The organism is Sphingomonas sp. NY01, from assembly GCF_038809135.1.
Classification (GTDB): domain Bacteria; phylum Pseudomonadota; class Alphaproteobacteria; order Sphingomonadales; family Sphingomonadaceae; genus Sphingomonas; species Sphingomonas carotinifaciens.
On record NZ_CP101722.1, the window covers coordinates 257,711 to 270,009 of the forward strand.

A 12,299-nucleotide genomic window follows, 5' to 3' on the forward strand; every position below is an offset into this window, starting at 1 on the left:
TGCCCCCGCTTGGAAGAGGCGCAATCCACGCCCGAAGCGGCGACCGTCTCCGACGAGCAGCAGAGCGGCGAGGCGATCGTGGTGACGGGCACGCGCATCCGGCGACCGAACCTGACCAGCAACAGCCCGCTGACCTCCGTCGATGCCGCCGAAATCCGCTACCAGGGTGCGGTCGGGGTCGAGAACGTGCTGAACCGCCTGCCGCAGGTGACGCCGGATTCGAACGAGAACGGATCGAACGGGTCGGACGGCACCGCGCGCGTCAATCTGCGCAACCTGGGCTCCACCCGCAACCTAGTGCTGGTCAACGGCCAGCGTCTGTTGCCGGTGCAGGCCAACGACCTGAACTTCCTGCCGTCCTTCCTGGTACAGCGCGTCGACGTCGTTACCGGTGGCGCATCGGCGGTGTATGGCTCGGACGCGATTTCGGGCGTCGTCAACTTCATCCTGCGCGACAATCTGAACGGCATCCGCGCCGACGTGCAGTACGGATTGGCCGTTCACGAGAACAACAACGAGTTCATCCGCGGCATCCAGCGACAGGCGGGCTTCCGCCTGTCCAATCGCAATGTCGCCGATGGGCAGAAGCTGGATGCCAACATCGCGTTCGGCGCGGAGATGGGCGACGGGCGCGGCAACGTCACCGCCTATTTCGGCTACCGCGATTACAAGCCGATCACGCAAGGCACGCGCGACGTATCCTCCTGCGCGCTCAACGCCGCAGGCGACCGGGGCAGCACGGTATCGTGCGGCGGCTCCAGCAACAACGAATTCGGCCTGTTCAATCCCCAGACCGGCCCCGGCCGCGGTCTGTTGCTCAACAACACCAAGGACGGCAACAAGACCTGGGTGCCCTATGGCCCGACCTTCCTCTACAATTATGCGCCGCTGAACTATTTCCAGCGGTCCGACGTGCGCTACACGGCGGGTGCGTTCGCCAAATATGAGGTGACCGATTACGCCGAAGTCTATGGCAGCGCGATGTTCATGGACGACCACACCTTTTCGCAGGTGGCGCCGTCGGCGTTGTTCCAGGGCTTCACCTACCGCGTGAACTGCGACAATCCGCTGCTCAGCGCGCAGCAATATGGCCTGCTGTGCGGCGCGGCGCCCGGCTCCACCGCGACGCAGGACCTGTTCGTCGGCTATCGCCCCGTCGCGGGCAACGCCCGGCCGCGGCGCGACGATCTGCGCCATACCGATTATCGCTTCACCGGCGGGGTGCGCGGCGAGATTGCCGAAGGGCTGCGCTACGACGTGAACGCGCTGCATTCGGTGGTGCTGTTCAACGAAACCTACCAGAACGACATCGACCCGGCGCGCGCCAATCGCGGGCTTCAGGTGGTGAACGTGAACGGCGTGCCGACCTGCAAGTCGGTGATCGACGGCACCGACCCGAACTGCGTGCCGCTGGACGTGTTCCGCTACAACGGGATCAGCGACGCGGCGTTCAGCTATATCTATGCGCCGACCTCGACCGAGGGGGTCGACAAGGAAACGGTGCTGAACGCCAATATCAGCGCCGATCTCGGCACTTATGGCATCCGTTCGCCTTGGTCGTCGCAGGGTGTCGGCTTCGTGCTGGGCATCGAGCATCGTCGCGAGAGCCTGCGCTTCACCGCCGATGCGCTGGCGCAGCAAAAGGGGACGCTCAACTCGCAAGGCGCGTTCAACGTGACCGAACTGTTCACCGAAATCGAGGTGCCGATCCTGTCCGACGTGCCGTTCGCCAAGGAACTGGTGATCAACGGCGGTTATCGCCTGTCCAACTACAGCAACCTGTCCAAGGCGGTATCGACCTACAAGGGCGAGGTGTCCTGGGCGCCGATCAGCGATATCCGCCTGCGAGGCAGCTACAACCGCGCGATCCGCGCGCCCAACATCTCCGAACTGTTCGGGCCGCAGATCCGCGGCAACGTGATCGCGCAGGACGGCTGCGCCGGCGCCACCCCCACCGCCTCGCGCGACGTGTGTCGCCTGACCGGCCTGCCCGATGCGCTCTATGGTCAGGTGTCGGAATGCCCGACCGACTTCTGCACGGGCCTGTCCGGTGGCAATCTGGCGCTGAAGCCGGAAACGGCGGACACCTATACCGCGGGCGTGGTGGTCAACCCCGGTTTCCTGAAGCGGCTGACGCTGACCGTCGATTATTTCAACATCAAGGTGCGCGACTATATCGGCATCGTCGCGCCCGCGCTGACCACCGAGCAGTGTTTCGAGAATGCCAACCCGTTCTTCTGCGCGCTCATCACCCGCGATCCGCGCAACGGCGTAATCTTCGGCGATGTCGGCGCGATCGCCAGCAACACGCAGAATACCGGATCGCTGGCGACCTCGGGCATCGATATCGGCTTCAGCTTCGCACAGCCGCTGGGCTCACTGGGCGCGCTGAACCTGGATGCGCAGGGCACATGGCTGAACGAGCTGCGCACCGAGCCGCTGCCCGGACTGGAGTCCTATGACTGCAAGGGCAAGAACGGCCAGACCTGCGGACAGCCGACACCGGAATGGAAGCATCAGGCCCGCCTGACCTGGTCAGATGCGGAGCAGGTCGGCTCGATCTCGCTCAACTGGCGCTATATCGGCGGGACCACGCTTGATTCGACCGAGCCGGTGTTCAATTCGCGGATCAAGGCCTATTCCTATTTCGACCTGGCCGCGACCGCCAAGGTGCAGGATGGCATCGTCTTCCGCGCGGGCGTCAACAACCTGTTCGACAAGGACCCGCCGATCCTGGCGCTGAGCGCGCTGGGCAACTTCAACAACGGCAACACCTATCCGGGCGTCTATGACGCGGTGGGTCGCACGGTGTTCGTCGGGCTGACGGCGGAGTTCTGATGGTGGCGCCCCGCCCCTGCGGGCGGGGCGTTCACGCCGCTTCGGCGAGCAGCTTGCGCGCCTCGGCCCCGGCCCAGTCGAAGCCGCCGGTGACGCGCCAGATCTCGCGGCCATCCGCGCCGTACAGGATCGTCGTCGGCAGGTTCGCGCCATATCCGGTGCTGAGCGCCAGCTTGGGATCGGTATAGATCTTCAGGTTGGCGAAATTCTTGCCCGCCAGAAACGGCTTCACCTTGGCGGCGCCGTCCAGGTCCTGCGACACCGCGATCACCGGCGTGGCCGCGCCGAGTCGCCCGGCGGCGGCATCCAGCGTCGGCATCTCGGCGACGCAGGGCGCGCACCAGGTCGCCCACAGATTGACCAGCACCGGCTTGCCCTTGAAGTCGGCCAGGCTGGCGGGCTTGCCGTCCAGCGTCTGGAAGGCGGCGGGAAGGGCGGCCTCGCCCTTGTGGCTCCGGTCGACGGTGCCGGTGGGGCGGTTCTCCGGCGCGGGCGCGGCGGTGGTCACCTCGTCGGCGGTGGGGGTGGTGGCGGCTTGCTCCGCGCTTCCGCTTTGCCTATCGCACGCCGCGATACTGAAGCCGAGGAGACAGGCGATCACGGCACGCGATACCATGGGCGGTTCCAATGCGATGTGGGGCGGGCGCTTCGCCGAAGGGCCCGCCGCGGTGATGCGCGAGATAAACGCCTCCATCCCCTTCGACAAGCGATTGTGGCGGCAGGACGTGGACGGTTCGCTGGCGCACGTGGCGATGCTGGGCAAACAGGGGATCGTCACGCCGGAGGATGCCGCCGCGATCACCGAGGGGCTGCACCGCGTCGCCGCCGATTACGAAGCGAACGGCGTCGCCGAGGACCTGACCCTCGAAGACATCCATATGCAGACCGAGGCGAAGCTGGCCGACCTGATCGGTCCGGTCGCCGGGCGACTGCACACCGCACGGTCGCGCAACGACCAGGTCGCGACCGACTTCCGCCTGTGGGTGCGCGATGCGATCGACCAGACGCTGGCGGCGCTGGGCGGGTTGCGGGCCGTGCTGCTGGTGCGGGCCGAGGAGCATGCGGCCAGCGTGATGCCCGGTTTCACCCATCTGCAAAGCGCGCAGCCGGTGACGCTGGGCCATCACCTGATGGCGTATCACGAGATGATCGTGCGCGATGCCAGCCGCTTCGCCGATGCGCGGGCGCGGATGAACAGGTGCCCGCTGGGCGCCGCCGCACTTGCCGGCACCGGCTTTCCGATCGACCGGCACGTGACCGCGGCCGCGCTCGGCTTTGACGGGCCGACCGCCAATTCGCTCGATTCGGTCAGCGACCGGGATTTCGCGATCGATTACCTCCAGGCGGCGACCAACTGCTCGCTCCACCTGTCGCGGCTGGCCGAGGAGTTCGTGTTGTGGGCGTCGCAGCCCTTCGGCTTCGTCGCGCTTTCCGACCAATGGTCGACGGGCAGCTCGATCATGCCGCAAAAGCGCAATCCGGATGCGGCCGAGCTGGTGCGCGGCCATGCGGGCCGCATCATGGGGTGCATGACCGCGCTGATGGTGACGATGAAGGGCCTGCCGCTCGCCTATTCGAAGGACATGCAGGACGACAAGCCGCCCGTGTTCGAGGCGCACGACCTGCTGGCATTGTCGATCGCGGCGATGACCGGCATGGTGGAAAGCGCGACCTTCCGCACCGATCGCATGCGCGGCGTGGCGGAGGCGGGTTTCTCCACCGCGACCGATCTGGCCGACTGGCTGGTCCGGGTCGCCGGCCTGCCGTTCCGCGAGGCGCATCACGTCACCGGTCGCGCGGTGAAGCTGGCCGAGGACAAGGGGTTGAAGCTGGACGCGCTGGCGCTGGCGGATCTGCAGGCGATCGATGCGCGGATCGATGCCGGCGTGTATGAGGTGCTGTCGGTCGATGCCTCGGTCGCCAGCCGCACCAGTTTCGGGGGCACCGCACCGGCCAATGTGCGCGCGGCGATCGCTGCCGCGCGGGGAGAACCGCGATGAAGCGCCTGCTCGTCCTCGCCACCGCGCTGGCACTCGCCGGATGCGGCGCGGCCAACCGGTTGCAGCCCGCCCCCGGCGAGTCGCTGCCCGTCGCGCCGCGCGGTGCCACCGCCACGCCGACGCCGCGCCAGTTGCTGACGCCCACCACGCAGCAGCGTCCGCAACGCTCGGACGCCCTTATCCACAGTTCGGAAGCGCGCCGCGCCGACGATTTCGATTTGCCCCCCCGCTGATGGACCATTTTCACTACCGCGACGGCGAGATGTTCGCCGAGGACGTCGCCATCGCGCAGATCGCCGCGGAGGTGGGGACGCCTGTCTATGTCTATTCCGCCTCCACCTTCCGCCGGCACGCGCGCGTGTTTCGCGAAGGGTTGAGCGCGCTGCCCCGCGTCCACCTCGCCTATGCGATCAAGGCCAATCCCAATGTCGCGGTGCTGCGCGTGCTGGCCGACGAGGGATACGGCGCGGACGTGGTATCGGTCGGCGAGATGCGCCGCGCCCTTGCCGCGGGCATGAAGCCGCAGGACATCGTGTTCTCCGGCGTCGGCAAGACCCGCGCCGAGCTTGCCGCCGCGCTGGAAGCTGGGATCGGCCAGTTCAACCTGGAGCTGGAGGAGGAGGGCGTCGTCCTGGCGGCTCTGGCGCACGAACGCGGCCTGACCGCGCCGGCGGTGATCCGCGTCAACCCGGACGTCGATGCCGGCACCCATGCCAAGATCTCCACCGGCCGCAAGGAGAACAAGTTCGGCGTGCCGATCGACCAGGCGCCGGGCATGTTCGACCGGCTGGCGGGGCTGCCCGGTCTCGACCTGCGCGGCGTCGCCTGCCACATCGGCAGCCAGCTGGGTGATCTGGCGCCGCTGGAGGCCGCCTATGCCCGCATCGGCGAGCTTGTCGCGGAGCTGCGCGCCGCAGGGCACGGCATCAGCCGAGTCGACCTGGGCGGTGGCCTGGGCGTTCCCTACAAGCCCGGCGACGTGATGCCGGAGCCCGCCGCGTACGGCGCGATGGTCGCGCGCGTCACGCAAGACTGGGATGTCGAGCTGATGTTCGAGCCGGGCCGCGTGATCGCGGGCAATGCCGGCGTGCTGGTCACCGAGGTGGTGTGGGTGAAGCCCGGCGTGGCGAACCCTTATGTCATCGTCGATGCGGCGATGAACGACCTTGCCCGCCCGGCGCTCTACGATGCCTATCACGATTTCGTCGCGGTCAGGCCGAACGGCGAGAAGATGACCGCGAACATCGCCGGGCCGGTGTGCGAGACGGGCGACACCTTCGCGATGAACCGCGAGATCGACAAGGTCGTGTCGGGCGATCTCGCCATCTTCCGCACCGCCGGTGCCTATGGCGCGACGATGGCGTCCACCTATAACAGCCGTCCGCTGGTGCCCGAGGTGCTGGTCGAGGGCGAACGCTATGCCGTGGTCGCCGACCGGATCGCCGCCGAGACGATCCTGTCGGCCGAGCGCGTACCGGACTGGCTGCAAAAATGAACCTGCACAGCCTGCCGCTGTTCGTGCGGCTGGCAGGCCGCCCGGTGATCCTGCTGGGCGAGGGCGAGCCGGCGGAGGCCAAGCGCCGGCTGCTGGAACGCGCCGGCGCGGTGGTGGTCGGGGAAGACGCCGCCGCCGCGCTCGCGATCGTCGCGATCGAGGACGAGGCGGCGGCGCTTGCCGCGATCGGCCGGTTGAAGGCGCGCGGCGTGCTGGTCAATGCGGTCGACCGGCCCGATCACTGCGATTTCACCCTGCCCGCGATCGTCGAGCGTGGTGCGGTGATCGTCGCGATCGGCACCGGCGGCGTCTCCGCGGGCCTTGCTGCGGCACTGCGCCAGCGGCTGGAGATGCTGTTGCCCGCGACGCTCGGCGCGCTGGCCCAGGGGTTGCATGCGGGCCGCGCGGCGCTGCGCGCGCGCTTTCCCGATGGGGCGGCGCGGCGGCGGGCGATCGGCGCGGCGCTGGCGGCGGGCGGTGCGCTCGATCCGCTGAGCGAGGCGCCCGATGTCGCGCGCTGGCTGGCCGATCCGGCGGCCGGGGTCAGCCGGCATCACGTCTTTTGCCTCGCCTCGCGCGATCCCGACGCACTGACGCTGGCACAGGCGCGGGTGCTGGCCGCCGCCGACTGCGTGTATCACCGCGCGGACGTGCCCGCCGCGATCCTCGACCGCGCGCGTGCCGATGCGCAGCGTGTCGCCTGCGACACCGCGCCCGCCGATCCGGGGGCGGGTATCACCGTCGATCTGACGATGGCGCCAGGGGCGTGACGGGGTTCGCCTACCACATCACCGGCGACCGTGCAGCGCCGGTGCCGGTCGACCGGGCGCTGGGCGGCCACGACGGGGGCCTTGTCTGGATCCATCTGGAAACCACCGACGAGCAGGCGCAAGGCTGGCTGCGCGAGACCGCCGCGCTGTCCGATTATGTCGTCGACGCGCTGACCGCGACCGAGACGCGCCCGCGCTGCGAGGCGGTGGGCCAGGGTGCCTTCGTCAACCTGCGTGGGCGCAGTCGCGAGGAACTCGACACCTCCGACCTGCTCGCCTCGGTGCGGATCTGGGCGGTGAAGGGGCATGTCTTCTCCGTCACGCGCAAGCCGCTGATCGCGGTGGGGGCGGTGGAGGAAGCGGTAAAGGCCGGTACGATCCGCGACCCTGGCGACCTCATCACCAGCTTCGCCACCGCGATCACGCAGGATCTCGACCCCGATGTCGCCAATCTCGGCGACGAGCTGGACGCGTGCGAGGAACAGCTGGACGCCACGCAGATCTTTGCCCTGCGCCGCACGGTCAGCCGGGTGCGCAGCACCGCGATCGGCTACAAGCGCTTCCTCAGCCCGCAGCGTGCGGCGCTGGAGAAGCTGGCGTCGCTACCCGGCGACTGGCTGGACGATGACGACCGCCTGCATCTCGCCGGCGCCGCGGACCGCGCGGCGCGCATGGCCGAGGAACTGGACGCGATCCGCGAGCGCGCCGCCCTGCTGCACGAATGGTTGAGCGACCTGCGCGCCGAACAGATCGACAGCCGCTCGCTGATCATCGCGATCGTCGCGATGGTCTTCCTGCCGCTGACCTTCATCACCGGCCTGTACGGCATGAACGTCGAAGGCCTCCCCTATGCGAAGGCGCCCTGGGCGTTCGACGCGATCCTGGGCGGGTGCGCGGTGATCGCGGCGGGGATCGTCATCTACTTCGTCCAGCGCCACTGGTTCGAGCGCTAGGCGCCGAGCCGATCACCCGCGGATGGAGCGCCAGGCCTCGGCGATCTCCGCCATGCTGGTGGCGACGTCGCGGAACGGCTGCGGATCCTGTCCCAGCGAGGCATCGACGATCTGCTTGCGCGCGCCGGCATAAAGCCGCGCCAGCGTGACCGACAGGTCGCCGCCCTGATCGAAGTCCAGGCCGTTTTCCAGCGCGAACAGGATCGCAGTGGCGCGCGTCACGCGCTCGCTCTTGCGCGCCAGCTGGCGGTTCTCGGTCGCCCAGGCGGCGGTGCGCAGCGCCGCGATCAGTTCCTCGTAGAGAAGCTGCACCAGCGCCGGCCCGTCCGCCATGGTGGAGCGGCCGACAATGTCGATCTGGCGATAGGTGGCCGCCGGATCGGCGGCGAGGGCCGATGCGTACATCAGCTATCCTTGGTCCACATCTTGATCTGCTGGTCCATGAAGCTCTGGACCGACTTGTAGGCGCTGACCTTGCTGTTCATGCTGGCGAACTGGGCGGTCATGCGGGTGGTCGTGGTTTCACGCTGGTCGGTCAGCTTGTCCTGCGCCTGCGTGGTGTCGCTTTGCGCTTCGTTCAAGCGCTTGGTGCTCGCATCCAGGCCATAGGTGGTGCTGCTGGCGGCGAGCTGGATCTTGCCGAGCTGCGCGGACAGACCCATCAGGTTGCTGCCGCTGGGCGCGAACATCGCCTCCACCGCATCCGGATATTTGGCCAGCACTTCGGACAGGCGCTTGGCATCGACCTGGAGCGCGCCGGTCTTCTCGTTGGTGGTGACGCCGATCTCCGCCAGCGTGGTCGGCGTGCCGTCGGTGAAGCTCCCCGGCACGACCTTGGTCAAGGTGATCGACTGCAGCGAGCGTTGCAGCGCCTTGGCCGCGGAATCGCTGCGCAGGTCGCCGGTGATCGGGTCCGTCGCCGCCTTCACGTCGGTCATCATCGAATTGACGGTGCTGACGAAGTCGGACACGACCGAGGTCAGCGCGGTGGTGGGCAGCGCCGCCCCCAGCGTGACCGGCGTCGTGGACGCCGATACCAGCGTCAGCTTCACGCCGTCGACCAGATCGTCCACCGTGTTGCTCGCGCGTTCGACATCGATCCCGTCGACCGTCAGTTTCGCATTGGCAGCGACGCCGGACAGCCGCGTGCCCGTGGCGCTGGTGCCGACATTCAGTGCCGACAGGCCCCCGGTGCCGCTGACCGTAAAGGCCTGCGCCGCGCCGGTCTTGCCCTTCATCGCCAGATAGGCGCTGCCATCGGCATTGGTGACCACCGAGGCGGTGACGCCGGCATTGGCAGCATTGATCTTGGCCGCGATCTTGTCGATCGTCGCGTTTTCGGCATCGATGGTGATATCGATCGGCGTGGCCGCGCCGGGGGCAAAGCCGGTCATCGCCTTGCCATCGGCGCTGTAGGTCGCGGTGCCCAGCGTGATGGTCAGCGTACCGGTGCCGATGGCGGCGGTCTTCGACAGCGGCGTGGTGGTGGCGGCGGTCTGTGCGGTGGCCAGCGCATTCACTGTGATCGACTTGGACAGGCCGGCCAGTTTCGCGCCCGGTGTTCCGCTGGCGGTCAGCACCGCGCTGTTGGAACTGCTTGGCTGGGTCGCCAGCGTGCCGCCCTCGGTCAGCGACTTCAGCGCAGAGTTGAAGTCGGTGATGCCGCTCTTCAGCTTGGCGACCGCCGAGATCTGCGTGGTCAGTGTTTCCGATTTCGCCTTCAGCGCAGCGGTGCGCGCGGCGAACTGCGCCTCGACCAGGCCGGGCACCAGCGTGCTGAGATCGACGCCGGACCCGGTGTTGAGCGAGGTGAACAGCGACTGCGCGGCCTTGGAGGTGGCCGACTGCGCCGCCGTCTTGGTCGTGGTTGCCGCCGTGGTCGGCGTCGTCGTGCTGGTGACGGTGGACATGGCTCAGGCTCCGGCGCGCATTCCAAAGGGTAAACGGCCGGTAAGGGCCGGGCTTTAGCGAAATCAGGGTTGGGGAATGCCGTTTTCGTCGAAGCGGGCGCTGGTCGGCACGTCGATCGGCGGCTGCGCGGTGCCGCCGGCGCGGGCGTTGAGGTTGAAGACGAAGGCGAGGACGACCGCGATCGCCTGGTACAGGTCGCCGCGCACCTCCTGGTTCTCGCGGCTGGTGTAATAGACGGCACGGGCAAGCTGCGGATATTCCAGGATCGGGATCTTCAGCTCGCCCGCCACGTCGCGGATCGCCAGCGCGCTGACCCCGCGCCCCTTGGCGACGACGACGGGCACCTGATCGCGGCCCCGGTCATAGCGCAGCGCGACCGCAAAATGCGTCGGGTTGGTCAGGATGACATGCGCCTCCGCCACCGCGCTGCGCACGCTGCGACGGGACATTTCGCGCTGCTTGGCGCGCATGTGCGCCTTGGCCTCGGGCGAGCCCTCGGTTTCCTTGTGCTCGTCCTTCACCTCCTGCTTGGACATCTTCAGCTTCTTGAAAAGCTGGAAGATTTGGATCGGGATGTCGAAGCCCGCGATCAGGACGAGGCCCAGCGCCATGACCAGCAGGATGCCCATGAAGGTGTCGCCCAGCTCGTTCAGCGCCGTCGGCAGGTTGGACTGCGCCAGCCCCAGCGTCGCGCGCGTCGACTTCCACAGCATATAGCCGCCGATCGCGCCGAGCAGCACGACCTTGAACAGCGACTTGCCCAGCTCGATCCAGCCCTGCGGGCCCAGGATGCGCTTCAACCCGGTTGCCGGGTTCAGCTTGGATGGTTTGGGCGCCAGCATCTTGGTGTTGAAGGTCAGCGAGCCGAGCCCCGCCTGGGACAGGATCGCGGCGAGCATGGTGATCGCGAACAGCGAGCCAAGCGCAGGCGCGAGGCGCCAGCCAGCCTGGACCAGCGGGCGGAAAGGCTCGAAATCCTCCACATCGGCGTTGGAGAAGGTGAAGCTGGCCGCCATCACCGCGCGGCAGGCCGCGATCAGCGACGGCCCGAAGAACAGCATCCATGCGACACCGGCGAGAACGACAAGCGCAGCCCCGAGATCGCGGCTGCGCAGGATTTGGCCATCCTCCGCGGCTTTCTTGCGCCGCTTGGGTGTCGGGGCTTCTGTCTTGTCGCCACCCTCCTCGGACATGTCAGCGCAGCACCAGATTTTCCGCGGCGGCCAGCGCCTCGCGGATGATGACCAGCATGTAATCGCCCATCGCGGGGAAGGCGATGGCGAGCGCGATGACGCCGACCGCAAGAGCCGCCGGCAGGCCGACCGCGAACAGGTTCAAGGCGGGCGCGGCGCGGCTCATCATGCCGACGACGAGGTTCAGGCAGAGCAGCAGGAAGCCGACCGGCAGCGCCAGCAACAGCCCGGCGAAAAAGGCATAGCCGCCGAAAAAGGCGATCTCGCGAAACTGCGCCGCGGTCATCCACGCCCGTCCGGGGGGCAGCGCGTCATAGCTTTTGACCACCGTGTCGACCAGCACCAGATGCCCGTCGACCGACAGGAAGAGCAGCGTCAGCATGACCGTGAAGAACTGGCCCAGCGCCTGGGACGATCGGCCGTTGAGCGGGTCGATCGTGGAGGCAAAGCCGATGCCCATCGATCCGCCGATCAGCTCGCTGGCGACCAGCGGCGCGGCGAACGCGACCTGCAGGATCAGGCCCAGCGCCAGCCCGACACTGGCCTCGGCGGCGACCGACAGGATGGTGGTGACCGAGAAGATCACCGGCGGCGGCACGACGCGGTGGGTGGCCAGCACCAGGAAGGCGATCGCGCCCGCCAGGCTGACGCGCACCGGCAGCGGCACCGACACGGCGCCGAACACGGGTGCGGTGATGAAGGCGGCACCGACGCGGATCATCACGAACAGCACCGCCCAGATCTGCGGCTCGATCGCGAGCCCGAAGCCGAGCATCAGCGCACAAGGTCCGGGATACGCTCGAACATGCTGACGGTGAAATCGCTGAGCAGCCCCAGGATCAGTCCGCCGAAGATCAGGATGGCGAAGGCGACGACGATCAGCTTGGGGACGAAGGACAAGGTCGCCTCGTTGATCGAGGTCGCCGCCTGGATCATGCCGATGATCAGGCCCGAGACGAGCACGGGCAACAGGATGGGCGCCGCGGCAAGCGCCAGCACCCACATCGTCTGGTTGGCGAGCGTCAGGAAATAATCGGCGTCCATCGTGGAGATGGCACTAGAGAATCAGGGTTAATTTTAGGTGGATGCAATGTTCCCTCGCCCCTTCGGGGAGAGGGAGGGGCCCGCCGCGCAAGCGG

12 protein-coding genes are annotated in these 12,299 nt (G+C 67.9%); 6 read left to right on the forward strand and 6 right to left on the reverse strand.

The annotated features are described in order from the left end of the window. Positions 1–9 precede the first annotated feature (9 nt). Positions 10–2,838 carry a TonB-dependent receptor gene (locus tag NPJ82_RS01310; protein WP_342658088.1) on the forward strand — a complete coding sequence of 943 codons (2,829 nt, stop codon included), beginning with the start codon at positions 10–12 and terminating at the stop codon, positions 2,836–2,838. A gap of 31 nt (positions 2,839–2,869) precedes the next feature. Here NPJ82_RS01310 and NPJ82_RS01315 read toward each other — a convergent pair whose 3' ends face one another. Beyond that, a complete protein-coding gene (locus tag NPJ82_RS01315; protein ID WP_342658089.1) occupies positions 2,870–3,454 on the reverse strand; it encodes a TlpA disulfide reductase family protein in 585 nt (194 codons plus the stop codon). A gap of 16 nt (positions 3,455–3,470) precedes the next feature. Here NPJ82_RS01315 and argH point away from each other — a divergent pair, with 16 nt between their 5' ends. The 5 genes from argH to NPJ82_RS01340 are packed head-to-tail and all read left to right on the forward strand — an operon-like array spanning position 3,471 to position 8,056. After that, positions 3,471–4,838: an argininosuccinate lyase gene (gene argH, locus NPJ82_RS01320; RefSeq protein ID WP_342659054.1), complete on the forward strand. Its 1,368-nt coding sequence runs from the start codon at positions 3,471–3,473 to the stop codon at positions 4,836–4,838. Then, the gene (locus tag NPJ82_RS01325) at positions 4,835–5,071 is read left to right on the forward strand and encodes a hypothetical protein (protein ID WP_112383863.1); all 237 of its coding nucleotides are present in this window, start codon (positions 4,835–4,837) and stop codon (positions 5,069–5,071) included. The genes argH and NPJ82_RS01325 overlap by 4 nt, the downstream gene beginning before the upstream one ends. After that, on the forward strand, positions 5,071–6,333 hold the full coding sequence (gene lysA / locus NPJ82_RS01330) for a diaminopimelate decarboxylase (RefSeq protein WP_342658090.1): 1,263 nt from the start codon (positions 5,071–5,073) through the stop codon (positions 6,331–6,333). Before NPJ82_RS01325 ends, lysA begins: the two co-directional genes overlap by 1 nt. Beyond that, positions 6,330–7,103 (forward strand): NAD(P)-dependent oxidoreductase, encoded by a 774-nt coding sequence (locus tag NPJ82_RS01335; RefSeq protein ID WP_342658091.1) that lies wholly within the window; start codon positions 6,330–6,332, stop codon positions 7,101–7,103. The genes lysA and NPJ82_RS01335 overlap by 4 nt, the downstream gene beginning before the upstream one ends. Next, a complete protein-coding gene (locus NPJ82_RS01340; RefSeq protein ID WP_342658092.1) occupies positions 7,100–8,056 on the forward strand; it encodes a zinc transporter ZntB in 957 nt (318 codons plus the stop codon). Before NPJ82_RS01335 ends, NPJ82_RS01340 begins: the two co-directional genes overlap by 4 nt. Positions 8,057–8,068: 12 nt before the next feature. Here the strand turns inward: NPJ82_RS01340 and fliS are convergent, their stop codons facing one another. The 5 genes from fliS to fliQ form a co-directional block, all read right to left on the reverse strand. Then, positions 8,069–8,461, reverse strand: coding sequence for a flagellar export chaperone FliS (fliS, locus tag NPJ82_RS01345; protein WP_311732274.1), 393 nt, complete (start codon positions 8,459–8,461; stop codon positions 8,069–8,071). Next, entirely contained in the window at positions 8,461–9,966 is a 1,506-nt protein-coding gene (gene fliD / locus NPJ82_RS01350) for a flagellar filament capping protein FliD (RefSeq protein WP_342658093.1), read from the reverse strand. The genes fliS and fliD overlap by 1 nt, the downstream gene beginning before the upstream one ends. 63 nt (positions 9,967–10,029) lie before the next feature. Continuing rightward, a complete protein-coding gene (locus NPJ82_RS01355; protein ID WP_342658094.1) occupies positions 10,030–11,160 on the reverse strand; it encodes a flagellar type III secretion system protein FlhB in 1,131 nt (376 codons plus the stop codon). Between the two features lies 1 nt (position 11,161). After that, complete coding sequence (gene fliR, locus NPJ82_RS01360) at positions 11,162–11,935, reverse strand: flagellar biosynthetic protein FliR (RefSeq protein WP_112383856.1); 774 nt, start codon at positions 11,933–11,935, stop codon at positions 11,162–11,164. Further along, positions 11,935–12,204 (reverse strand): flagellar biosynthesis protein FliQ, encoded by a 270-nt coding sequence (fliQ, locus tag NPJ82_RS01365; RefSeq protein WP_112383855.1) that lies wholly within the window; start codon positions 12,202–12,204, stop codon positions 11,935–11,937. Before fliQ ends, fliR begins: the two co-directional genes overlap by 1 nt. Between the last annotated feature and the right edge of the window lie 95 nt (positions 12,205–12,299).